Source organism: Buttiauxella sp. 3AFRM03 (genome assembly GCF_003675305.1).
GTDB lineage: Bacteria > Pseudomonadota > Gammaproteobacteria > Enterobacterales > Enterobacteriaceae > Buttiauxella > Buttiauxella ferragutiae.
Window position 1 is genome coordinate 1136667 of record NZ_CP033076.1, and the last position, 21439, is coordinate 1158105.

Here is a 21439-nt window from a genome sequence, read left to right on the forward strand (position 1 = left end):
AGGCGTACATCACTTCCTAATAAGAAGTTGAGGAGAGAAATCGTCAGGAAATGGCTGTTCACCGCAACAAGCGATCAGCGACTCGTCCACGGTGACATGCTGCAAAAAGCGGCCTGGCGGGCAAAGTGTGTGTAATGGCAGCTCCAGCTGGCTCATTTGCCAGACAGTCCCGCCTCGCTGTTTAAGCACCGCTTCGTGTGCCGTCCAGATACGCCAGAACTGCACGATTTGCTCAACTTCCGACAGAGATTCCAGCCAGTCACACAAATGCGCGGCAAAACTGTAACGGGCAATCGCCATAAAACGCGACCGTGGGCGGATTTGCTCAACATCACAACCAACTTCCCCACTACCCACCAGCACCGCAACGCGGGTCGCATGGTTACTGATGTTAAATTCGGGGAGCGATGGATGATAAGGTTTACCTTGTGCTGCGCGGGCTAGTTTGGGCAAAGGACCGTCATTGAGCAGCATCGCCAGCAGGATCCTCGCAGCAATCCAGTCTGCGCGACGGTGGCCCACTGGCGCATCCTGTAACAGTTCAGGCGACAGCCAACGCGAAGTGGACGCGTCATTCGATACACACGCCACCTCGCCGAACGCCAGCTGATAATCGTTTACCGCCAACGTCGCATCACCAGTGAAGTGTTAATGCCACCAAAGGCAAAATTATTGCTCTGCACAAATTCAGTCTCGATTTTGCGCGCTTCACCCATGATGTAATCCAGTTCACCACACGCCTCGTCCGGCTGAATCAAATTCAGCGTTTCGGCAAACCAGCCTTCACGCATCATTTCGATACTCATCCAGGCTTCCAGCGCACCACACGCGCCAAGCGTATGACCCAGATAGCTTTTCAGCGAAGAGATTGGCGTATTAGTGCCGAAAATTGCCGCCGTCGCCTGGCTTTCCGCAATGTCACCACGGTCAGTTGCCGTGCCATGCGCATTGACATAGCCAATGTCGCGGGCCTCAAGCCCCGCCGAATACAGACCGCGTTCAATACAAATCTGCATGGTTTCTTTCTGTGGCTGGGTGATATGTGCCGCATCGCAATTGGTATGGAACCCGACGATCTCGGCATAAATGGTGGCACCACGCGCCAGTGCATGATCCAGATCCTCGAGGATCAATGTCCCCGCACCTTCGCCAATCACCAGACCATCACGTTGCTTATCAAACGGTGATGGCGTGCTCTTTGGCTGGTCATTGCGTTGGCTGGTTGCAAACAACGTGTCAAACACCGCCGCTTCCGAAGGACATAACTCCTCAGCACCTCCCGCGACCATGACCGTCTGGTAGCCGTGACGAATAGCTTCCCAGGCATAACCAATTGCCTGGCTGCCTGATGTACACGCACTTGAGGTCGGGATCACTCGGCCACGTAAACCGAAGAACAATCCGGTATTCACCGCAGCGGTATGCGGCATCATCTGGACGTAAGTGGTGCCGGTAATATTACGCGTGTGCTTTTCGGTCAGCATGGTGGCGAATTCACTCACTGGCCCCGTACTGCCGGTGGATGAACCGTAAGCTATCCCCGTTTCACCGCAAGTTAAAATCGGATCGTCGAGTAAACCGGCCTGGGTTAATGCCAGTTCAGTGGCTCGAGTCGCGAGCAAAGAAACGCGTCCCATCGCCCGAATACGCTTACGCGTGTAGTGTTCGGGGAGCGTGAAATTATCTATCGGCGCGCCGAGCATGGTGTTTAGCCCATCGTAGATTTGCCATTCTGGCATGTTGCGCACTGCATTCTGGCCGGACTTCAGCCCCGCAGCCACATCCTGCCAGTTATCGCCAAATGCCGTCACACCGCCCATTCCGGTAACCACCACCCGGCGAATCACAACATGCCTCCGTTGATGGAGATAACCTGGCGTGTGACGTAAGCGGCCACTGGCGACATCAAATAACGTGCAAGCCCAGCCACTTCTTCTGGCTGGCCCATGCGCTGGAGTGGAATCAGGCGCATGGCTTCGTTGAGCGCGGCCGCTTCCATTTCAATCATGCCGGTATCAATCAGACCAGGTGCTATGCAATTCACGGTGATTTTGCGTTTCGCCAGTTCGATTGCCAGCGCTTTTGTAGCACCAATAATGCCCGCTTTTGCAGCACTGTAATTCACTTGCCCACGGTTGCCCATCAGGCCCGAAACCGAGGAAAGCGTGATGATACGCCCTCCCGCACGCAGGCCAATCATCGGCATCACACACGGCTGAATCACGTTGTAAAAACTATCGAGATTGGTGCGGATTACGCCGTCCCAATCATCATCAGTTAATGCGGGAAATGCGCCGTCACGCGTGATACCAGCATTGTTAACCACGCCCCAGTAAGCACCGTGGGCTTCGATGTCCGCTTCAATCACACTACGGCATTGCTCGCGGTCTGCGCTATCGAACTGCATGACGCGCCCCGTTCCACCCTGAGCCGTTATTTGCTCAAGCGTTTGTTGTGCGCCCGCTTCGTCGCGATGGTAGTGCACCACCACGGCAAATCCGTCGGCCGCCAGCCCACAGGCAATCGCCTTGCCGATCCCCTTGCTGGCACCGGTTACTAATACCGTCTGTGTCATCTTGCTGCTATCCCATTAAAATACCCGTCATACTTCAAGCTGCCTCTTTGTTGCCTGCGCTCACTCGCCCGAATCACTTACTTATGTAAGCTCATCGGGACTTGTTCTCTTGCCGCCGCGATGCAACTCGAATTATTTTGGGTATGACTCATTATTATAAGTTTCGTAGGGTGGATAAGCGTCAGCGTCATCCACCATTTTCATCCGCGTTGTCGGGTGCGCTGCGCTTGCCCGACCTACAAAAAAACTCCTTTAAAAAAACTTCTCTAATTCATTATTATCAGGCTGATAGGTATTGACCCGCCCGCTCGCCAGTACGTTACCGTCCGCGAGAATTTGTCCTTCAAAACTACCAATTTTTTCATCACGCATTAGTAACGTGACATGACATTCCAACTGCAAACCTTGTGCAAGATACCCGGCTGGGCAGCGCAACCCTCGCCCCCCCAGCAACATCCCAACACGGCTGGCTTCTTCGCCGTTATTCATGGCGTGCCAGCCAGACCACACCCCTACCGTCTGCGCGATAAGCTCGATGGCAAACCAGCCAGGTAAATTCCCCTGCGCATCGAGAAACGGTGCCAGTACCCCATGGTGGCTGACCGTGACCCGACAATGGGCACTTTCTTGTTCCACCGCCACTACCGACTCCAGCAGGCACATGGGTGCTTCGTGCGGCAAATAGTGGTGTGGGGCAAGAAAATCAGTCATGAGATACTCCAAAAATCAGGCTGGCATTGTTACCGCCAAAAGCAAATGAGTTCGACAACATTATTGGTTTGGTAAATGGCTGAGGTGCGCTGAGTAAACCACAAGGCGCAAGGGTGAGGTCTTGATGCGCATCAGTGAAGTTCTGTGCTGGCAGCCTCAGCCCTTGCGATAACAGTAAATAGCAGAGCACCGCTTCACAGGCTCCAGCCGCACCTAACGTGTGGCCGGTCAGATGTTTTGTCGAGCTGCAAGGAACGCTTTCGCCGAACAGTTGATTCACCACTTTGGCTTCGATTTCGTCATTAAGACGCGTGGCGGTGCCGTGCATATTAATATAGCCAATGTCTTGTGCCGTGAGTTCAGCCTCACGCAGCGCCATTTCTATGGCGCGAATCGCGCCCACGCCTTCCGGATGTGGAGCCGACATATGCCAGGCATCTGACGATTCGCCCACGCCCAGCAGTTGTACTTTCCCCGGTTCTTTGGTCAGCAAAATCAGCGCTCCGGCCTCACCGATAGTGATGCCGTTGCGTGCAGCACTAAAAGGTTTACAGCGCGTGCTGCTCAACGATTCCAGGCTGTTAAAGCCGTTAACCGGCATGCGGCTGAGGGTATCTGCCCCGCCGACAATCGCCGCATCAACCATGCCGGATTCAATCAGCCGTTGGCCGGTAATAATGGCACGCGCACTTGAAGAACAGGCGGTTGAAACCGTCAACGCTGGGCCAAACAGTTGCAGATAATCACTGAGAAAACGCGAAGGATCGCCAAGTTCTTGCTGACCATAACGATAAGACGCAGGCGGTTTGCCCGCATGAGTGCCGCTCACCATGCGGTCACCTTCATCCAGCCCGGACGTACTGGTCCCCAGCACTACCGCCACACGTTCGTTGCCGTAACGCACAATCGCTTCATCTACCTGTGGGCGAATTTGCGCCAGTGCCGCCAGCAACAAGCGGTTGTTACGGCTGTGGTATTGCACCATATCTGGCGGGATTTCCGGTAACTCGCCGGTAACACGCCCGACCCAACATTCGCCTTGCTGCAACCAACCGTCGGTATCCGGCACCATGCCAGGTGCAGTGTTAGCCTGCAAATTTTCGGCGATTTCGGCAAGGTTATTGCCTAACGCATTGACCATTCCGGCAGCCGTTAAAGTAATCATGATTAGTTTTCCAGGTGCTGAATGCTGATGACATAACCGAAACGGTGGTGACGCACGCTGACTGGCTGGCGGTTTCCGTCACGGGTCAGGTAATCGATCGTTTCGATGATTTCACCCTGGTCGTCACGTAATTCACGTCGTGAATCGATATCTTTTAGCGTCCACCCCGCAGGGAGTTGCGGCTGCCAGGCGCTTATCGGCCAGTAGCTCAACATAATATCGGCAAGCACCTGGCTGGCTGGCGGTAATTCCGGCAACGTAATCGACTGCTCGGTTTTAACCCCTGTTTGATCGTAGGTCAGGCGGAATAAACGGATCCCTAAAGGTGATAAACCTGCCAGCATCACTTTTTGCTGGTCGGCATTCAGCAGCACCATCAGCGACTGCGTTTTACCTTTGACCTGGGCGCTCAGCAGCTGTTGTTCGGTGATTGACGGCGAAATCCCCGGCGCGGGTAGCGTCACCAGGGTGCCCGGTTTTAACCAGGCTTGCGGACGGGAGTTATCAGGTTTTGGCGTGCTGCACGCGCTAAGTAAAAATGTGCCCAACAGTAAGGCCAATATCGGTAATTTTTTCATTATTCTCTCTTTCCCTTTCCCTGGGTGGATGGGGGCAAGGCTAGTGGTGCGGTTAAAAATGCGCAGAAGATCCCGCAGCTCAACACAATACCGAAACTGGCAATGGCTTGTGTCTGGCTAAACACCAGCATTCCTAAGGTGAAAAGTGTGGTCAGCAAGGCCACGCTGATGGCGAGCAACGACGTAAGCGCAGTCCCACGCGGATTACTAAAGAACAGGGTGTAATTGATGCCGATGCCCAGAACCAGCACCAACGCCAGCAACGAAAACAGATTCAGTGCGTGGCCGCTAAACGCCAGAGCAGCAAGGCCACCGCCGAGTGATAACAGCGAAGGCACCACACTCAGCAGGCCACGTTTTACGCCGAGACGCAGCACATAACTCAACGCAATCGCGGCCACTGCGGCAGCCAACAGCCCCGCTAATAAACTGCGGAAATGGCTGAACAATTCATTGAACATCACTTTTCTGTCAACCCAACTGACGCCCGGCAGTTTTGCCGCCAACCCCGCCAGTGCCGCGCTATCACGAACCCCACTGACCGGCACCAGCGCGCCACTTTTACCGTCCGGCAATGTGAGCCACAACAAGCGCCAGCCACTGCTAATAACACTTTTTTGCCAGAGTTCAGGCGTCACCGCCATTTGTTGCAGATTGGGCGCACTGACGGTAATCCCGCTTTCGGCGAGGCGTTTTTGTAAAACCGGCGCGGCTTCGCGCAGCAATCGCAAATCCGCCTGTTGCTGTTCAAGCGAGGCGAGCGGGATCAGTCGATAACTGTCGATAAGTTTATTCTTTTGCGCGCTTGCCAGGACTGGGGCCAGCTTTTCGAGGCGCTGCAAGGTTTGTTCGGCTGTATCGCCATAAACCACAAACCATTTTTGATCCATGCCCTGCCCGGTCAGCGCGGTAATCGCCTGTTCTTCACGCACCAGATCCTGCGGCAACGCCTGGAAGCTGGCAATGTCATCGTTAATTTTTAATGAAACTATTCCGGCCAGGCTAATGACCAGCAACGCCAGTGGTATGCCAAAACGCACCACTTTATTGTTTTGCCACGCATTCAACCAACCGTTAAGCAACCTGCTACAAGGCACCGGTCTGACGGGCAAACCGCGCACCGCAAACGGATACCAGCACACCACCGTCAGACAAGAGGCGATTAACCCACTGGCGGCGAACACTGCAAGCTGACGAATGCCAGGGAATGGCGCGAGGATCATAATGAGATAAGCGATCGCCGTCGTCGCCAGCGCCAGCAATAGCGCGGGAAGCACTTTGCGTAAACTGGCGCTCGGCGAATTTTGCGCGCCGTGCACCATACGTTCTGTCAGGTAATAGAGCGTGTAATCTGCCGAAACACCAACGATGCTCATGCTCATCACCAACGTCATCAGGTGCAATTCGCCAAAGCAGAGCAGCGTAATTGCCGTACCCGCCAGCGCACCAATGGCAACTGACGTGGCGCATAACAGTAATGGGCGCAGCGAACGAAACACCAGTAACACCAGCAGCAGTACGCCAATCACCGTTGCCAGACCCAGCGTTGAAACATCATGCTTAGCCTGCTGGCTGGCGTAATCACTGTAGAATAAGGTGCCGCGCGACATCACCTGTGCATCCGGGAATTGTGATTTCAGCTTTTGTTGTAAAGCCCGCAGTTGTTCAACTACCACACGCCCTTGCTGCATATCAAACGAGGAACCCTTGAGTTCGCCATGCAGCAAATACCAGTAGCGACCTTGTTTATCACGCGCCACCAGCCAGCCGTTTTGCAGGCGCATTTGGCTGGCAGTTTGTTGCAGCGCCAGTTGCGAACCGCGCACCAGCATCAGCGGATCGTTAGTCAGCTCTTTACCGCTGACGCCGGAAAACGCCGAGTAAAGTTGCGATAACACCCACTGCGCCTGCGCTTCACCGCCATTTTGCAAACGGCCGCGGGTCTGGTTATCCAGCAGGCCATTGCGGTTTTCGAAGTAGAATTTCCCCCACTCCTGCTGGCTTTTAGCCTCCATCGGCCCCTGCACATTTTGCAGGAACGGTTGCTGTTGCAGTTGTGTTTGCCACCACTGCGCAGCAGCGGCATCCGGTTGGTTACCGGGGCTGACCATCCACATCATCTGTTTGTCCAGACGTTGCAGAAAACCGTTCTCAATTTGCGGCGGGACTTTCCCAAGGCTGCTGGCAGGCAGCAGCGACAATACGCTGCTGTCGAGCCGCGCCCTGGGGAGCAAGAGTGCAAGCAACACCACCAGCAAGGTGACTACCGCCAGCCAGCCCCACGCCAGGCGACGATACACGTCAGAAAGCGAAGCGCTGCTGCTCTTCATTCGTGAGTTTTCGCGGTTCTGGTCGGTGGTTACTAAAGATGATTTCAGTGAAATCGCCCTGCAAATCGTTCAACGCAATGCGCTTCAGATACTTATCGCCCTGCAAAGTAATGGTGCTAAACAGCTTATCGAGCGGCGTTGTTGTCGGCGTTAATACCAGTTGCCATTGGCCTTTGCCCTGGTCGGTAAAGACGCTGGAAAAGTTCTCATCGAGCACTTTACGGTCAGCCTGGAATAGCGCACGCAACAAATGGTTGAACTGGAACATTTGCGGGTTGCTGTCAGCGGTGATGATTTGCGGTGGCTGAGTGCCCATTTTTTGTGCCATATGGCTGTCATCCAGCACCAGCGTCATCGGGAAAGGATGCTGTTGTTGCCACCACAAGCCTTTGCTTTTGGCGATCAACACTTCACCGCTGGAATGGAGCGGTTGCGCCATGCCGCTAATTTGCCGTTCTTGTTGGAATTTAGCCCGAACCACCGGCTGCGAGGCAAAACTGCGCTGCACATCATCAAGTGTGATGGCGCTCGCCGTAAAGCTGATAAGCAGCAAGGCCATTAAAAAATCTTATTCATGACTCAAACCCATACGTTCAAAAAGTACTGGAGGGGAAACAAAACACAGCTCTCCGCTGGTTGCCGAAACAGCAACCTGAATGGTGTAACCCGTGGTGGTGCGTTTGCCACTTTGCGCATCGACAATTTCATAGCCGATTTTCAGACGGTTTTCGTATTCCAGTACCGTAGCGCGGACCAGAATCTGTTGTTCAAATTTCACCACATCACGGTATTTGACGCGGGTGTCGACTACTGGCCAAACGTAACCGGACTCTTGCATCGCCCGATAGCCATAAGAAAATTGGCCAAGCAACGCCTCACGCGCCACTTCAAAGTAACGGAAATAGTTACCGTGCCACACCACACCCATTGCATCGACATCATGGAATGGGACTTTGATGCTGATCTCCACAGAGAAACGTGGGTCATTTAACATCCGGACTCCTTTTCTGGCGGTAACTGCCAGAAATCATAAAAATTAAACCAGTCTAGTGGCGAACGCAGTGCGTAAAATTCCAGGCGCTGCGCGTAGCGATCAATGATGTCTTGTAGAGACTGAGAGCGTGTGGTTCGCGGTAGCAACAGCGGATCGGCAAAGTTTTCGGCGTGAATACGCAACTTGCCCTGCTCACGCAATACCATCATAAGAATGACTGGGCATCGTAATGCGGCAGCCAGGATAAACGGGCCTTGTGGAAATGGCGCGGGGCTGCCCATAAACTGGCTCCAGCAGATGCGCCGTTCCCCGCCGCGCTGCGAGTTCACCGCAATTCGGTCACCCACAATCGCCACCCATTCACCAGCGTCAAGTTTGTCTTGTAATAACATTGCTGTCTGCGGCCCAATATGGCTGACAGGGAGTAAGTTCACCGCCGCCTGTGGGGCAATTTCTTCAATAATCTGACGAAAACGTTGGGCATGGTCAGTAAATACCAGCGCATTAATAATCAGCCCGGCCTCCACTTGCGCCAGCGCGCGGCTGGCCTCGATGTCACCGAGATGAGCGGCAAGGATTAGCTTCCCCTGCCCGGCCTGTGGTTGTAAAACTTCACGGCTGCCTGGTGCAAATTCAATGTCACGTCCCCAGACAATATCACCCCGCCAGGCCGCAATCTTATTGAGCATCGCATCCCCGAAACGTAAGAAATGGCGATAGCTATTTAAACCTTGTGGCAAGGTTATTTGCTGGCTTTCTGCCTGTTGCCTGACGCGTTCCAGCCACTGCTGTGAGGCTTTACGCTGCGCGCTTCCGCTCAGCCACATCCACGCCACCACCGGATAAAGCAAGACGTTGAATGCCCGACGCCCTAAACGCTGGTAAATGTTGAGCATTAAACGCATTCCCGCCAGCCCTTTACGCTCGGGGATTTGTGCCCAGTGAGCAGCGTTGCGACGGCGCGTGAGCAACGCCGGAATGCGCGGCAACATGCCAAAAAACAACCGAGTGTGCATCCAGGAGATACGCAAGTTATCGTGCAGCGCATCAAAGTGCGACACACCATCCGCTGGATAGATAACCCTGGTACGCAAAAATCGGCTGTCGGTTCCCGCCCAATACAAACGCACCATGATTTCGGTATCGAAATCCATCCGTTTACCCGGACGGTGTTTCTCAATAATCCCGAGCGTGGCCGCCAGCGGATAGACACGAAATCCACACATACTGTCTTTTAATGACAGCGACAATGTTTCAATCCACACCCAGACATGCGTGACATAACGCCCGTAAAGGCGCGATTTTGGTACTGATTCGTCGTATTCCGGCGTGCCGGAAATCAGGCTTTCGGGATGGGCTCGCGCTTCATCTAAAAAACGTGGCACATCTTCTATGCAGTGTTGCCCGTCGGCATCAAGCTGGACTGCGTGGGTAAAACCCGCCTGCGCCGCCGCTTCCAGGCCGGTAATCACCGCCTCTCCCTTCCCCTGATTAGTGGGAAGACTGATATGCGTAACGCCGGTTAATTGTGCCAGTTGCAGTTTGGTGGCTTGTTCACTGCCGTCATCGACAATAATGCAAGGCAGGCCAAACGGTTGCAGGCGTGCCAGCACCGCCGACATCGTCGCGCCGTGGTTAAAACACGGGATCACCACACAGGGGCGAAAAGCCGCAGGTGTTACGGGCATAATTTAATCTTCCCGCTGCTGGCCGGAATGCCGCCATCTTCAGTCAACAAGGTGTAGGAAAAACTCAGCACGTTACGCGTAGCATCCCATTGCAGATTCAGTTCCAGTTCGCTTTGCGGAACAATCGGGCGCTGGAATTTAACGTTATCAATCGCACTAAAGCGCATATCCGGCGCAAGTTCTACACCGTAGGCCATCACCCAATCGAGTTGCGCGACCCCAGGTAACAGCGGTTGTGTGGGGAAATGCCCGGCAAACCAGCCTAATGTTGGCGGAACCGCAAGCCGCAAACACAGTTTGCCCGCTTCGGGTTGCGCACGCTGTAACTCAACGGGTTTCATCAAATAACTCCTGTAATTGCGCCCACGCGCGCTTGCTCTGGCTATTGAGCGGGATGCGCTCGACGATGCGCCAGTAACGCGGAATGGCGATTGGCTCAAGCCAGGCACTGAGCGCTTCTCGCCACTGTTGCTTGCAGGCTCCTTGCGCCGTGGGTGCCACCACTACGGCACCAAGTGCGATGCGACTCCCTCGAGTGACCGGGACCAAAACCGCGTCTTCAACACCTGGCAAAGCCAATAATCGACGCTCAACTTCACTCAGCGAGATACGTTTTTCTTCAATTTTAACCACACGGTCACGTCTGCCAATTAAACGAAACCGCCCTTGCGAGGTAAATTCCAGAATATCGTCGAGTTGCCCGTGAAGGTGATGAATCAAGGGTGATTCCACGTGCCAGACATCGTCTTGTTGAGTAAACCGCACCGCCGGAAAGGCTTGCCATTCCGGAGCAGTCTGCACATGTTCACGCCATGCCAGCACACCGGTTTCAGTGGTGCCGTAAATTTCTGATACTGGCGTTTTCAGCCAGGCCAGTGCCTGTTGAGCCGTAACATCATCGAGTTTCCCGGCAGCGGAAATCACTCGTTTGAACTGCGGTGCGGCAAGGTTAATATCTAGCCGTTTTAAAAATGCCGGGCTACTGATAAACAGCAATGGATGTGAGGCACGCGCCGCTAATTGTTCCGGGAAGTGAATCATCGCAGCATCACCCGCCAGGCCAAGCGCCATCGGCAACATCACGCGGAAGGTGAAACCATAAAGGTGCTGATGCGACACCGACCCCACTACGCGACAATCACGCAGGCTATCGCCCCACAGCGCCGCCAGCCAGGCAATTTCCTCATCCAGTGCACGCAGCGTTTTGTAGATTTGTGCCGGTTCCCCAGTCGAACCTGAGGTAAAGAACACCACGCCAGCCTCTTCGGGGACCGGTTCAAACGGCTTGAACGCGGAGTAATTCAGTGTTTGCGGGTTCAGCACCGGGCAACTGAGATTTAGCGGAGTATCACTGAGCACGCCGCAAAAATGTTCTTGCTGCTCACGCAGTTGGGCTTCACGATTATGCCCTGGTAAAACCGGTGTTTTACCCGCGTGCAGCGTCGCTAATAGTGCAGCGATAAAGTCATAACTGTTATCAAAACAGAGTGCCCAGCGCTGGCCGGGCTGGCGCTGTAGCCAGTCATAAATACGCTGCACATCTGTAATTAAATCGCTCTGCGTGAAGCATTGCTGCCCGGCAAACGCCACCACATGCTGCGGATGACGGCTACCATTAAGCCAGAGCGCCAGCGCTAACGGGCTATTCATAGCGACGTTTCACTCGCACTCTGACCAGCCATTCGGCAGCAAATAACATGCCCATGAACAGGTAACTCACCATTCCATTCCATAGAGTCCACCAATGAATGTTGCCCGCAAGGCACGTCCATAGGGCGACACTGCCGTTAAAAATAAAGAACAGGCACCAGACTTGTGTCACACGACGGGTGTAACGCACGCCCGCAGGCGGCAGATCCCCTTCGCGCCAGCGCGCCAGGCGCTCGATAAGCGACATCGTCGTAAACAATGATGACCCAAACAAGGTCAGCATTACCGCATTGACGACCACCGGATACCACAGTAGCAGTTGCGCTTCTCGCATCCAGATACTGGCGAGTGATAACACCGCCCCAGCCCACGCAAGACCTTTAAAAGCCCGGCTTAAAGCACCAGTTTTTCCACGTAACACACATAAACGCAGCACAAAACACAGCGCAAGGATCGGCAGCAAAATGTGTAATTTTGGGTATGAGATCGCCAACCAGACGGCAAAGGGCCAACCAATTACGGCTAGCCCCCCCGCTATCGTCAGTGCTTGTTTTGCCCGCACGCTTTACGGCTCGCTATGCAAACGCTCAACCGCGTCTACAACATCCTGTACTGTGCGTACCGATTTAAAATCTTCCGGTTTAATTTTTTTACCGCTGCGCTTTTGTAGATGAACAACCATATCTACAGCATCGATACTATCGAGATCCAAATCTTCGTATAAACGAGATTGCGGAGTGATTTGTTCAGGAGAGAGTTCAAATAACTTAACCAGTAACCCGGTGACTTCCTGATAAATATCTTCTTTCTTCATAACGTACTCGTGGTTTCAATCAGGCGCTGTGCGCAGGGTTTTGACTTTTAATAAATGCGGCGAGATTCGCGACAGAATAAAAATGTTCGCGCATCGCTTCGTTTTCGGCGGATAACACCACACCATAACGTTTTTTAACCGCCAGTCCTAATTCCAGTGCGTCAATGGAATCAAGGCCAAGGCCGTCATTACCAAATAACGCGGCCTCACTTTCAATCTCATCAACGCTTATCTCTTCGAGATTCAAAGTATCGATAATGAGTTGTTTAATATCGGTCTCTAAGGATTCCATATAACCATCCGAGTCTTAACGAGAATCAGGAACCAGTTCCTGACATAAATATTGGCTAAGACGGCGCGCCGCTAAGCCTGGGGCATCGTCTAAATTGACCATAAAGCTCTGGCTGTCGATCCGCTGTTTGACACTCACAGTAATCATTGGCTTGTGCTGTGGGATCTGATACCAGCGGCTGTGTTTATCGAGATACCGCTGGTCGCAATGAATATGCACTAGCCGCAATTCACATCCACTGCGCACCGCAATATTGGCCGCACCGCGCTGGATAACCAGCGGTTCCCCTGGGCGTGTGCGTGTGCCTTCCGGGAAAATCAGTATCGCCTCCCCTGCTGCCATACGCTTCTGGCTTTCAGGAAGTAACGTTTCGCCCTGACTGTTAACCAGATAATCGGCTGCACGTATCACGCCTCGAAAACAGGGATTGTTTACCAAACTGGCTTTCACCAGGCAGCCAATATGCGGCGCCTGAGAAGCAATAAATACGTAATCCAGCAACGTCGGATGGTTGGCAACAATCAAACACCCATGATCGTTTGTTAACTGCTCGCAATTTTCGAAGCGATAGTCGAACACACCGAGGCCGCGACCGATGCGTAAAAACAATCGGAAACTGGCGGCAATGCTTCGACGTGCAATCTCACGGCGCTTGCCATTATCACGCACAAATAATAGTAGTAAATTAAACCAAACCAGCGACAGCACCAGGCCACCACTACCAAATAAAACAAATAACCAGCCGGTCATAAGCACCCGCCAGCCCCATTTCAAACGCGCCCACATTAGCAGCGGCTCCAGCACCAGGCGAGGCGTTCACCGGCAACAGTAAAAGTGGGCTGCGAGCTTAACCAGCTGTGCAAAAATGCCAGTCCCTGCGGTAAAAATTGCCCTTCGTTCATTGGACTCGGTGTGGTTTGGCATTGAATTTGCGAACCACTTTCCAATAACAGTGCAACGGAAAATGGCAAATTGACCACGTCACCGGCCAAATGCGGGTGATAAAACTCGGGGATCAAACCATCGAAATCGACCAGCAAAACGCGCTTATACCCGGCATGATGCAGCGATGTGACTTCTATTAATGCCTGGGAAAATGAGTCATAGCCCGCAGAAACAGACGATGACACCAGGGCTTTTTTGGCTGCAATGGTGGTATTACCTACTGACGAGTTGTGTACCGACATCGCAAAATCCGTTGGCGAGAGGCTTTCTTGTTCCGCCAGCGCAGTTAACATTCGAAAGTTTCTTTCAAGTTCACCGTGACGGCTGGCAAAAACCAGCGCATCAACTGACTGTCGGGACAATATTGCCAGTGCACAATCAACGGCAAGACGGCTTCCTGATGACAAACGACGCGCCGTCATCATCGGTAAGTAGCGGCTTTTTGCAAGCGGAGCTGAAATATCAACGGCGCCGGGGGTTTGGCTCCATGCCTGCCACTCCTCGGTTTCAGATAAACCAGGGGCTCGGGCCTGCCAGTCGACAACGTTAAACGCTAACTTCATGCTCGATACCCATATTCATCTAATCGCCCGACAGATTTTAATCCCGGGACAGTTGCCGACTATCAACTAAGTCTTAATTTTAAGAATTTTCGCTCAAGTTTTGATATTTCGTGCGCTATGGCTTCTCCAGCGGCTGAGAATTGTAACAAAAAAGGCGATTAAATAAATACTTGAGATAAATCCTCTGGCCCGCGGAACAGCAGGCCGTGGATTTTAACGGTAGGTCACTTCCAGAACGGCAAGTTTGCGCTGGGGATCAAGATAATGAATTTGCGTCGTTAGCGGGACGTTGTTATCAGGTTTGTAGTTATTGAGTTGGTTGAATGCGACTGTTCGCACCACTGGTTTTCCGTCTTGTGTGCAGGACAATTTAACGGATTGTTCTCTTTGTGAAAAAGTACAGGGAGCCTCTACTATAGAGCCCCGAAAATGAATCACACCATCGCTGGCATGTGCGTTAAGTAAAGGGACACAGACAGCAAGCATGGGCAAAAGCATGAAACATCTTAGGCTTGATATTTTCACGTCAGGAACTCCTCAACCAGGTTATATGAGGGTTATCGGCACCAGGTGACCAGAACTACAGTTAAACCCTGGTATATAGATGAAAGAATTTCTACCTGCCGCGAAATTAATTAAACGCTTCCTGGTGATGCCCACTGTTTTTCAAGATGAATATCTTTTCCATCCGTTATAGTGACAGTAATCGTCACGCTGTCTCCTGGAGAAATATTCAGGCTCAGGCGTGAAAGTTTGGCTGGTTCATTGGCCTTGATAAAAACATGGCTACTCTGGCTGCTATTAGTTTGCCCGCCAGAGCCTGAACGTAACGCCGTCATTTTGAAGGTACATTGGCAATCCTCGGTTAAGGTCGCCACTGGCACAATAGTGTAGATTTCCCCTTGTTGCTGGGTATCAAAGGTAAGTTGATTACTGAGTGCGGCAAGCAATAATAAGGTGTGCATATTTCTTCCCTCTCCCACTATAAAAAGAAAAACAGGGCCAGGGCCCTGTTTTTATATAATTCAGAAAACCTGTTAGTGCTGCTGAAGGTTAGCGTGGTTGTTGAAGCCAGCTTGAGTCAGCGTAATGGAAGAATCACTAGCAGTTTGATTAACATTTGCTCCATTCAGTCCACCATATTGTTTCACGTCAATAGTGGAATCTTCAGCACTCCATTGAGCGATGGTGGCATTGTTTCCAAAACCATCTTGCAGAAGTGTGATTGTTGAATCGTCAGCACCCTGACCAACATTCGCGCCGTTTGACACGCCATATTGTTTGATATCAACAGTCGAATCTTTGGCATCAGCTTGTAGCGCAGTAACGTTGTTACCCGCACCTTGCTGATACACTTTCATTGTAGAATCTGGACCATGGCTAGGGAATTGTGGGAATACTGCCATTGCGCTACCTGAAACAACCACTGCTGCTAATGCTGCGATTTTGAAAAAGTTCATGGTAAAGCCCCCATCGTATTGAGAATGTAAGTCTAAATGGTCGTGTATTATCGTTGAATAACGCGTACCGCCATTTGAGACTGTTTCTGAACTACAACTGCCGACTTCTGTGTGCCTTGTTGAATAATGCTTGCCTTATTACCCGAGCCTTGCTGAATAATAAGAGCGGCATTACCAAATGACGTTTGCTGTATATCTGCATCATTGCCGTAGCCTGATTGCGCAACATAAGCAAAGTTATAACTCCCTGATTGGTCGACGTTAGCTCTGTTCCCAGACCCAGTCTGAGAGACCAGTGCTACTTGCCGGGTTCCATTTTGGTCAACATTGGCATTATTATTGTTGCCATGTTGCCCAATTATTGCTGCCTGATTTAACGATGCTCTACTTAATTCGTTAATCGCAAAGTTATATTCTGATTTTGCAAGATCTGGATTACTCGCAATAACATAACCAGGCGCACCCAACAATGCTAACATCACTAATAACGATCTGTTTTTCATGTTGTCACCCTGGGCCTGAATACATCTACTAATTGCATCTTAAAACATCACACATTTACTTTTGTTAACGCTAACGATGAAAAGTTATTTCTGCGTTACGGAACTGAGTATGTCTGGCGAAACATTTAAAATATCTCACCCGCACGTTGTATTTTTATATTTCCACTCATTACAAAGTATGAGTCGTATAAAAAAAATCAAATACAACAAAGGGTTCAGGATTGATCATATTAATTAGCTTGCAAGCTTTTAAACCGCCTCGCCAACCACACTGTATTTTGCCGCCTGGTTGGGTTTCCCGCGGCGTTCCAGGCAATTTTTAAGGGGGCCCTGTCACGAAGATTATTCTCCTTAAGAATCATCCTAACGCGCAATGTAACATTCACTATTTACATATGTTAAGACCAGTCACGCTCAAAACAAAAATCAAAAACTTGATTTAATTCAATTATATACAATCATTTGTATGATTTTTAAAACTATGCAATTTATAATATGTGTACAACTTTAGTATTAAAACTAAATAACAAAAAAACTGGATTGCAACATTTTAATATCTACAGTTACATTTTGTAACAGCTTTAACACTTGCTTTAAGATTAGTAACCGCTAGATTGAAATCAGCAGTAACATTTTGTTTAACACATTAAGTCAGGACGCAACTTAGCGTTATTTGACCGTGTTACATTAATTTCAAACACAGCAGTGCAGCATCTATCAGTACCTCTGGTGAATTAACTTTCTGTTAATTCAGCTGGTTGATGCGCAAACTCGGATGGAGTTTCATCATGTTTAATGAAGTCCATACAATGAATAGCCAGGCGTTAAATGCTCAAACTTTATTGTTGATCACTAAACCCTCGCTACAAGCGACTGCGTTATTACAGCATCTAAAGTCTTCACTCTCTATCAATGGGAAACTCCATAATATTCAACGCTCTCTTGAAGATGTCGTGGGTAATTTAGTGGTGCTTTTCGATATGGTTGAAGCCGATAAAAAGCTGATTAACTATTGGCAAGATAACTTAAGTCGCAAACATAACAGTATTAAGCTGTTGTTACTTAACACTCCTGAAGAGTATCAATTCCGTGACATAGAAAACTGGCCGCATATAAACGGCGTATTTTACATGTCAGAGGAAGAGCCACGTGTGGTAGAAGGTATTCGAGGCGTAATGGCCGGAGAGTGCTATTTTTCTCAGAAATTAGCAAGTTACCTTATTAATCACTCAGGGAACTACCGTTTCAATAACGTCGAGTCATCTCTTTTGACTCACCGTGAAAAGGAAATACTTAATAAATTGCGTATTGGGGCATCTAATATTGAAATCGCCCAGTCGTTATTTATAAGTGAAAACACGGTAAAAACGCATCTCTACAATCTTTTCAAGAAGATATCTGTAAAAAATCGCACTCAGGCTGTTTCCTGGGCAAACGATAATCTCAGGCGATAAGGCGATGAAATTACAAACTGCTTTACTGCTAGCGTCAGTATTAGTCTGGACCTCCAACGGCGTTCGCGCCGTTGAAGTCGAGGTTCCTGGATTATTAACGGATCATACCGTTTCTTCGGTGGGGCATGAGTTTTATCGTGCCTTTAGTGACAAGTGGGAAAGCAGTTTTACCGGAACCTTAACCATCAATGAGCGCCCCAGTGCCCGTTGGGGGAGCTGGATAACCATTACCGTTGATCAGGACGTCATATTTCAGTCGTTCTTATTCCCCTCTAAACGTGATTTTGACCGTAATGTCACTATCGCACTGGTCCAAACCGCAGAAGCGATTAAGCGCCGACAAATTGACAAAACATTGTTAAGTACCGGTGATTTAACCAGCGACGAATTTTAGGAGGCTGTCATGCGTATCACTCATGCAGTTATTTCTTTACTGCTGATATCCCCTTTGTCCTGGGGAGGCAATATGACTTTTCAGTTCACTAACCCAAATTTTGGTGGCAACCCCAATAATGGGTCCTTCTTACTTAATGAGGCGCAAGCTCAAAACTCGTATAAAGACCCTAGTTATGACGATGATTTTGGTATCGAAACACCGTCAGCACTGGACAACTTTACTCAAGCTATTCAGTCACAACTTCTTGGCGGGTTGCTAAGCAATATTAATACTGGCAAACCGGGTCGCATGATCACTAATGATTTTATCGTCGATATTGCAAACACTGACGGACAGCTACAGTTAAATGTCACTGACCGTAAAACAGGAAAAGTATCGACTATCCAGGTTGCAGGCTTACAAAATAATTCCACTGATTTCTAGTGGAAATTAAATAATCAAAAAAGTATTTAAGGATAAACATCATGCAGCGTTTACTTCTCATCGTAGCAGTGTGTTTATTAAGTGGTTGTTTAACGGCACCACCTAAAGAAGCTGCGAAACCTACACTTTTGCCTCGTGCGCAAAGTTATCGTGACTTAACCCATTTGCCACCAGCAAAAGGGAAACTGTTTGTCTCGGTATATAATATTCAAGATGAAACTGGGCAATTTAAACCTTATCCAGCAAGTAACTTCTCGACCGCGGTACCACAGAGTGCAACATCCATGCTGGTCACAGCATTAAAAGATTCTCGCTGGTTTATTCCTCTGGAACGTCAGGGCCTGCAAAACTTGCTCAACGAACGTAAGATCATTCGTGCAGCGCAGGAAAATGGAACTGTAGCCGAGAATAACCGTATGCCTTTGCAATCACTGGTTGCGGCAAACGTAATGGTTGAAGGTTCAATCATCGGTTATGAAAGCAATGTGAAATCAGGCGGTGTTGGCGCGCGGTACTTCGGTATCGGTGGCGAAACTCAATATCAACTGGACCAAATTGCCGTGAACCTACGTGTGGTTAACGTGAGTACCGGTGAAGTGCTTTCATCGGTGAATACCAGTAAAACGATTTTGTCTTATGAAGTGCAGGCTGGGGTATTCCGCTTCGTGGATTACCAACGACTGCTGGAAGGTGAAATCGGCTATACCACCAATGAACCGGTGATGATGTGTCTGATGTCAGCGATTGAAACAGGAGTTATTTATCTGGTTAATGATGGTATTAACCGTGGATTGTGGGATCTGCAAAATCCGCAAGATGTTAACAACCCGGTACTGGCTAAATACAGAGAGATGTCAGTCCCTCCAGAATCCTGATAATTATCAGATAAGAAAAAACCAGCCGCGGCTGGTTTTTTTATTTATTCGGTTATCACCTGTGACTCAGGTTTTGCTTTTCGCGCCGCTAACCATAATCCGCTGTTTTTCATCGCAAACCCAAATACTAAACCCAGCAGTAACGACGGAACGACAAGACGCCATTCTCCCTGGTTGGCAAAGGTCGCGCAGGCACCGATAAAAGTACCTGGTACAAATGACAGCAGCATATGTTTTGCCTGAACGCACATCAGAAATGCCACGACGCCCGTTACCATATAGCCCAGAATCTCCAGATGCGGAGCCAGTGCACTGCCGTGGATAATCACTTCCGCCCACAATACGCCGCTACATAGCGTGCATGCAGAAATAACAAGGCCCTTGATTCCGCCCTGCGGACACGCAAAGTACGCGGTACAACCGAGGAAGCCAGCCCAACTGAGAAGGCCAAGACTCACCGCAACCCAACCCCAAAGGCCTGAGAGAATACCGGTAGTCAATGCCAGAGAAATAAGTATGTTCATAGCGGCGTATCATAGCAGAGCCTTATGGCTCGACTACGATCTACCGCACAATTTTTGTAAATCAAAAATCAACGTTACATTTTAAATGTGATTCAAATCACACTTATTCATCACTTTCTTCTTCCAGCTCATCACGCATCGCCTGAATAGCTTCACGGCTAATTAATGCCAACGTACGGTAGAAAGCCGTGGTCGAATGCGCTTCCACTTTGCCCAGGAACGTCCCCGCCCATGGCATTATGTACTCATCAAATAAACGCACCTGGGCTTCAAATTCGTCTTCTTGTGATTGATCTTCCAGCCACGAAGCGGCCAGCAACAAAGTGCCAAAATGATCAGCAGGAGTTTCTGCAAGCGGCATGCCGCGTTGTTTCAAGAACTCACGAACGTCACCTTCGTGGCTGCCCGCTTCCCACGCTGAACGATATGGCGGTACGCTGCACTCTTCGCCGACAAACAGGGCATTGTAATCAGCAGCTAACAGCTGAGGATCGCAGCTTTGTTGCAGGCGAGTCAGTAATTCATCCTGCTCCAGCGGCCAATGCTCTGCCAGCTTGCCTTCACGGATCATCGTCAACAATGGAACCAAAAGCGGATCCTGGGGTTGGCGGTAAAACAGCGATCCTAAGATGCGACAAATAATTGAAAACTCATTCATGCTAGTGGTCCATTAAGTAGAGATTTATTGAGTAAAAACTGTGGTGTGAAAGCTAAAGTGTGGCAAATTCTTCGATTGGCTTCATACCACGGGATTCAAGGAAACCAAGCATCCGGCGCACAGAAACATTGAGAATGCGCGCTTCCGGGAATTCAACTTCTGCCAGAATTTTGCGACATTCATCGAAATCACCAAGGGTGAATGCAGTATGGGAATCAGAACCCAGCGATAACCACCCACCCGCATCACGCACCGCTTCGGCGATAGCACGGCAGTTCGGGCCACTGCCCTTGCGCGAATGAGTAAATGAGGAGTTATTCAGCTCCAGTGCGACCTGATATTTTGCTGCTGCTTGTGCAATGGCAGGAATATCTACCGGGAATTTCGGGTTACCTGGATGGCTGATGATATGAACGTTACCGCTCGCCATGGCAGCGATCATTGCTTCTGTGTGTGTAGCGCTATCTTTTGGGGGAAATACAGGCTCATGAAAACCGGCAATAATAAGATCCAGTGAATCCAACATTGGGCCAGTGCAGTCAATTTCCCCGGCAGTATTTTTAATGTTGGCTTCAATACCACGCAAAATACCAACACCATCAACCATTCGTGGCCAAATACACATGTTCACAAAATGCCAGTAATGTGGGGCATCAGCCATATCCGGGCCATGATCGGTGATGGCGAACAGTTGGATGCCTTTGCTTTTCGCAATCGCAATATAGTCGTGAAGGGTGCTATAGGCGTGGGTGCTAGCGACGGTGTGCATATGCAGGTCAACGGGATACATGGCTCTCTCCTTTTATCTCTTTCCCGCAAGGATAGCAGTTATCGCCATTG

Annotated in this window: 28 protein-coding genes; 4 read left to right on the top strand and 24 right to left on the bottom strand. The window is 50.3% G+C overall.

What is annotated here, in order from left to right; translation table 11 throughout:
- Nucleotides 1-9 precede the first annotated feature (9 nt).
- From D8682_RS06940 to csgB, 21 genes are all read right to left on the bottom strand, one after another.
- Entirely contained in the window at nucleotides 10-627 is a 618-nt protein-coding gene (locus D8682_RS06940; protein ID WP_121813900.1) for a 4'-phosphopantetheinyl transferase superfamily protein, read from the bottom strand.
- Complete coding sequence (locus D8682_RS06945) at nucleotides 618-1847, bottom strand: beta-ketoacyl-ACP synthase (RefSeq protein WP_121813901.1); 1230 nt, start codon at nucleotides 1845-1847, stop codon at nucleotides 618-620. Before D8682_RS06945 ends, D8682_RS06940 begins: the two co-directional genes overlap by 10 nt.
- Nucleotides 1844-2575 carry a 3-ketoacyl-ACP reductase FabG2 gene (locus D8682_RS06950; RefSeq protein WP_064547936.1) on the bottom strand — a complete coding sequence of 244 codons (732 nt, stop codon included), beginning with the start codon at nucleotides 2573-2575 and terminating at the stop codon, nucleotides 1844-1846. The genes D8682_RS06945 and D8682_RS06950 overlap by 4 nt, the downstream gene beginning before the upstream one ends.
- Before the next feature lie 252 nt (nucleotides 2576-2827).
- Complete coding sequence (locus D8682_RS06955) at nucleotides 2828-3286, bottom strand: 3-hydroxy-fatty acyl-ACP dehydratase (RefSeq protein ID WP_121813902.1); 459 nt, start codon at nucleotides 3284-3286, stop codon at nucleotides 2828-2830.
- Entirely contained in the window at nucleotides 3279-4451 is a 1173-nt protein-coding gene (locus D8682_RS06960) for a beta-ketoacyl-[acyl-carrier-protein] synthase family protein (protein ID WP_121813903.1), read from the bottom strand. Before D8682_RS06960 ends, D8682_RS06955 begins: the two co-directional genes overlap by 8 nt.
- A 2-nt stretch (nucleotides 4452-4453) precedes the next feature.
- Complete coding sequence (locus tag D8682_RS06965) at nucleotides 4454-5029, bottom strand: DUF3261 domain-containing protein (RefSeq protein ID WP_121813904.1); 576 nt, start codon at nucleotides 5027-5029, stop codon at nucleotides 4454-4456.
- Nucleotides 5029-7359 (bottom strand): MMPL family transporter, encoded by a 2331-nt coding sequence (locus tag D8682_RS06970; RefSeq protein WP_121813905.1) that lies wholly within the window; start codon nucleotides 7357-7359, stop codon nucleotides 5029-5031. The genes D8682_RS06965 and D8682_RS06970 overlap by 1 nt, the downstream gene beginning before the upstream one ends.
- Nucleotides 7331-7918 (bottom strand): outer membrane lipoprotein carrier protein LolA, encoded by a 588-nt coding sequence (locus D8682_RS06975; RefSeq protein ID WP_121813906.1) that lies wholly within the window; start codon nucleotides 7916-7918, stop codon nucleotides 7331-7333. The genes D8682_RS06970 and D8682_RS06975 overlap by 29 nt, the downstream gene beginning before the upstream one ends.
- Before the next feature lie 9 nt (nucleotides 7919-7927).
- The gene (locus D8682_RS06980; protein WP_064547949.1) at nucleotides 7928-8353 is read right to left on the bottom strand and encodes a thioesterase family protein; all 426 of its coding nucleotides are present in this window, start codon (nucleotides 8351-8353) and stop codon (nucleotides 7928-7930) included.
- Nucleotides 8347-10041, bottom strand: a complete 1695-nt coding sequence (locus D8682_RS06985; RefSeq protein ID WP_121813907.1) for a glycosyltransferase — start codon at nucleotides 10039-10041, stop codon at nucleotides 8347-8349. The genes D8682_RS06980 and D8682_RS06985 overlap by 7 nt, the downstream gene beginning before the upstream one ends.
- On the bottom strand, nucleotides 10032-10382 hold the full coding sequence (locus D8682_RS06990) for a hydroxymyristoyl-ACP dehydratase (protein WP_121813908.1): 351 nt from the start codon (nucleotides 10380-10382) through the stop codon (nucleotides 10032-10034). Before D8682_RS06990 ends, D8682_RS06985 begins: the two co-directional genes overlap by 10 nt.
- On the bottom strand, nucleotides 10369-11691 hold the full coding sequence (locus D8682_RS06995) for an AMP-binding protein (RefSeq protein ID WP_121813909.1): 1323 nt from the start codon (nucleotides 11689-11691) through the stop codon (nucleotides 10369-10371). The genes D8682_RS06990 and D8682_RS06995 overlap by 14 nt, the downstream gene beginning before the upstream one ends.
- Nucleotides 11684-12253, bottom strand: coding sequence for a hypothetical protein (locus D8682_RS07000; RefSeq protein WP_064547958.1), 570 nt, complete (start codon nucleotides 12251-12253; stop codon nucleotides 11684-11686). Before D8682_RS07000 ends, D8682_RS06995 begins: the two co-directional genes overlap by 8 nt.
- Nucleotides 12254-12256: 3 nt before the next feature.
- The gene (locus tag D8682_RS07005; protein WP_064547960.1) at nucleotides 12257-12505 is read right to left on the bottom strand and encodes an acyl carrier protein; all 249 of its coding nucleotides are present in this window, start codon (nucleotides 12503-12505) and stop codon (nucleotides 12257-12259) included.
- 19 nt (nucleotides 12506-12524) lie between these two features.
- Nucleotides 12525-12797, bottom strand: coding sequence for a phosphopantetheine-binding protein (locus D8682_RS07010; protein ID WP_064547962.1), 273 nt, complete (start codon nucleotides 12795-12797; stop codon nucleotides 12525-12527).
- A 15-nt stretch (nucleotides 12798-12812) separates the two neighbouring features.
- Nucleotides 12813-13583: a 1-acyl-sn-glycerol-3-phosphate acyltransferase gene (locus D8682_RS07015; RefSeq protein ID WP_064547964.1), complete on the bottom strand. Its 771-nt coding sequence runs from the start codon at nucleotides 13581-13583 to the stop codon at nucleotides 12813-12815.
- On the bottom strand, nucleotides 13583-14305 hold the full coding sequence (locus D8682_RS07020) for a beta-ketoacyl synthase chain length factor (protein WP_121813910.1): 723 nt from the start codon (nucleotides 14303-14305) through the stop codon (nucleotides 13583-13585). The genes D8682_RS07015 and D8682_RS07020 overlap by 1 nt, the downstream gene beginning before the upstream one ends.
- 213 nt (nucleotides 14306-14518) lie before the next feature.
- A complete protein-coding gene (locus D8682_RS27335; protein ID WP_255424168.1) occupies nucleotides 14519-14644 on the bottom strand; it encodes a hypothetical protein in 126 nt (41 codons plus the stop codon).
- A 296-nt stretch (nucleotides 14645-14940) separates the two neighbouring features.
- A complete protein-coding gene (csgC, locus tag D8682_RS07025; protein WP_121813911.1) occupies nucleotides 14941-15270 on the bottom strand; it encodes a curli assembly chaperone CsgC in 330 nt (109 codons plus the stop codon).
- A gap of 72 nt (nucleotides 15271-15342) precedes the next feature.
- A complete protein-coding gene (gene csgA, locus D8682_RS07030) occupies nucleotides 15343-15765 on the bottom strand; it encodes a curli major subunit CsgA (protein ID WP_064547971.1) in 423 nt (140 codons plus the stop codon).
- Nucleotides 15766-15812: 47 nt separating this feature from the next.
- Nucleotides 15813-16268: a curli minor subunit CsgB gene (gene csgB / locus D8682_RS07035; protein ID WP_064547973.1), complete on the bottom strand. Its 456-nt coding sequence runs from the start codon at nucleotides 16266-16268 to the stop codon at nucleotides 15813-15815.
- 788 nt (nucleotides 16269-17056) lie between these two features.
- Here csgB and csgD point away from each other — a divergent pair.
- The 4 genes from csgD to csgG are packed head-to-tail and all read left to right on the top strand — an operon-like array spanning nucleotide 17057 to nucleotide 19417.
- Nucleotides 17057-17722 carry a biofilm master transcriptional regulator CsgD gene (gene csgD, locus D8682_RS07040; RefSeq protein ID WP_064547975.1) on the top strand — a complete coding sequence of 222 codons (666 nt, stop codon included), beginning with the start codon at nucleotides 17057-17059 and terminating at the stop codon, nucleotides 17720-17722.
- Between the two features lie 4 nt (nucleotides 17723-17726).
- Complete coding sequence (gene csgE / locus D8682_RS07045) at nucleotides 17727-18116, top strand: curli production assembly/transport protein CsgE (protein ID WP_064547977.1); 390 nt, start codon at nucleotides 17727-17729, stop codon at nucleotides 18114-18116.
- A 9-nt stretch (nucleotides 18117-18125) separates the two neighbouring features.
- Nucleotides 18126-18542 (top strand): curli production assembly/transport protein CsgF, encoded by a 417-nt coding sequence (gene csgF / locus D8682_RS07050; protein WP_064547978.1) that lies wholly within the window; start codon nucleotides 18126-18128, stop codon nucleotides 18540-18542.
- A gap of 41 nt (nucleotides 18543-18583) precedes the next feature.
- Nucleotides 18584-19417 carry a curli production assembly/transport protein CsgG gene (gene csgG / locus D8682_RS07055; protein WP_064547980.1) on the top strand — a complete coding sequence of 278 codons (834 nt, stop codon included), beginning with the start codon at nucleotides 18584-18586 and terminating at the stop codon, nucleotides 19415-19417.
- Between the two features lie 44 nt (nucleotides 19418-19461).
- On the opposite strand, the gene D8682_RS07060 is transcribed toward csgG, so the two are convergent.
- From D8682_RS07060 to D8682_RS07070, 3 genes are all read right to left on the bottom strand, one after another.
- Entirely contained in the window at nucleotides 19462-19941 is a 480-nt protein-coding gene (locus D8682_RS07060; protein WP_064547982.1) for a DUF1097 domain-containing protein, read from the bottom strand.
- Nucleotides 19942-20044: 103 nt separating this feature from the next.
- A complete protein-coding gene (locus D8682_RS07065) occupies nucleotides 20045-20599 on the bottom strand; it encodes a molecular chaperone (protein ID WP_064547984.1) in 555 nt (184 codons plus the stop codon).
- 52 nt (nucleotides 20600-20651) lie between these two features.
- Complete coding sequence (locus tag D8682_RS07070; protein ID WP_121813912.1) at nucleotides 20652-21389, bottom strand: phosphatase; 738 nt, start codon at nucleotides 21387-21389, stop codon at nucleotides 20652-20654.
- Nucleotides 21390-21439: the final 50 nt, after the last annotated feature.

Bases quoted from the DNA above. Each gene is read 5' to 3' on its own strand.
- csgE (WP_064547977.1), top strand. From the start codon at position 17,727: ATGAAATTACAAACTGCTTTACTGCTAGCGTCAGTATTAGTCTGGACC.
- D8682_RS06960 (WP_121813903.1), bottom strand. From the start codon at position 4,451: ATGATTACTTTAACGGCTGCCGGAATGGTCAATGCGTTAGGCAATAAC.
- D8682_RS06980 (WP_064547949.1), bottom strand. From the start codon at position 8,353: ATGTTAAATGACCCACGTTTCTCTGTGGAGATCAGCATCAAAGTCCCA.
- csgB (WP_064547973.1), bottom strand. From the start codon at position 16,268: ATGAAAAACAGATCGTTATTAGTGATGTTAGCATTGTTGGGTGCGCCT.
- csgF (WP_064547978.1), top strand. From the start codon at position 18,126: ATGCGTATCACTCATGCAGTTATTTCTTTACTGCTGATATCCCCTTTG.
- D8682_RS06950 (WP_064547936.1), bottom strand. From the start codon at position 2,575: ATGACACAGACGGTATTAGTAACCGGTGCCAGCAAGGGGATCGGCAAG.
- csgD (WP_064547975.1), top strand. From the start codon at position 17,057: ATGTTTAATGAAGTCCATACAATGAATAGCCAGGCGTTAAATGCTCAA.
- D8682_RS07020 (WP_121813910.1), bottom strand. From the start codon at position 14,305: ATGAAGTTAGCGTTTAACGTTGTCGACTGGCAGGCCCGAGCCCCTGGT.
- D8682_RS07060 (WP_064547982.1), bottom strand. From the start codon at position 19,941: ATGAACATACTTATTTCTCTGGCATTGACTACCGGTATTCTCTCAGGC.
- csgG (WP_064547980.1), top strand. From the start codon at position 18,584: ATGCAGCGTTTACTTCTCATCGTAGCAGTGTGTTTATTAAGTGGTTGT.
- D8682_RS06955 (WP_121813902.1), bottom strand. From the start codon at position 3,286: ATGACTGATTTTCTTGCCCCACACCACTATTTGCCGCACGAAGCACCC.
- D8682_RS06965 (WP_121813904.1), bottom strand. From the start codon at position 5,029: ATGAAAAAATTACCGATATTGGCCTTACTGTTGGGCACATTTTTACTT.
- D8682_RS06990 (WP_121813908.1), bottom strand. From the start codon at position 10,382: ATGAAACCCGTTGAGTTACAGCGTGCGCAACCCGAAGCGGGCAAACTG.
- csgA (WP_064547971.1), bottom strand. From the start codon at position 15,765: ATGAACTTTTTCAAAATCGCAGCATTAGCAGCAGTGGTTGTTTCAGGT.
- D8682_RS07065 (WP_064547984.1), bottom strand. From the start codon at position 20,599: ATGAATGAGTTTTCAATTATTTGTCGCATCTTAGGATCGCTGTTTTAC.
- csgC (WP_121813911.1), bottom strand. From the start codon at position 15,270: ATGCACACCTTATTATTGCTTGCCGCACTCAGTAATCAACTTACCTTT.
- D8682_RS07005 (WP_064547960.1), bottom strand. From the start codon at position 12,505: ATGAAGAAAGAAGATATTTATCAGGAAGTCACCGGGTTACTGGTTAAG.
- D8682_RS06970 (WP_121813905.1), bottom strand. From the start codon at position 7,359: ATGAAGAGCAGCAGCGCTTCGCTTTCTGACGTGTATCGTCGCCTGGCG.
- D8682_RS06985 (WP_121813907.1), bottom strand. From the start codon at position 10,041: ATGCCCGTAACACCTGCGGCTTTTCGCCCCTGTGTGGTGATCCCGTGT.
- D8682_RS06975 (WP_121813906.1), bottom strand. From the start codon at position 7,918: ATGGCCTTGCTGCTTATCAGCTTTACGGCGAGCGCCATCACACTTGAT.
- D8682_RS07010 (WP_064547962.1), bottom strand. From the start codon at position 12,797: ATGGAATCCTTAGAGACCGATATTAAACAACTCATTATCGATACTTTG.
- D8682_RS06995 (WP_121813909.1), bottom strand. From the start codon at position 11,691: ATGAATAGCCCGTTAGCGCTGGCGCTCTGGCTTAATGGTAGCCGTCAT.
- D8682_RS07015 (WP_064547964.1), bottom strand. From the start codon at position 13,583: ATGTGGGCGCGTTTGAAATGGGGCTGGCGGGTGCTTATGACCGGCTGG.
- D8682_RS07070 (WP_121813912.1), bottom strand. From the start codon at position 21,389: ATGTATCCCGTTGACCTGCATATGCACACCGTCGCTAGCACCCACGCC.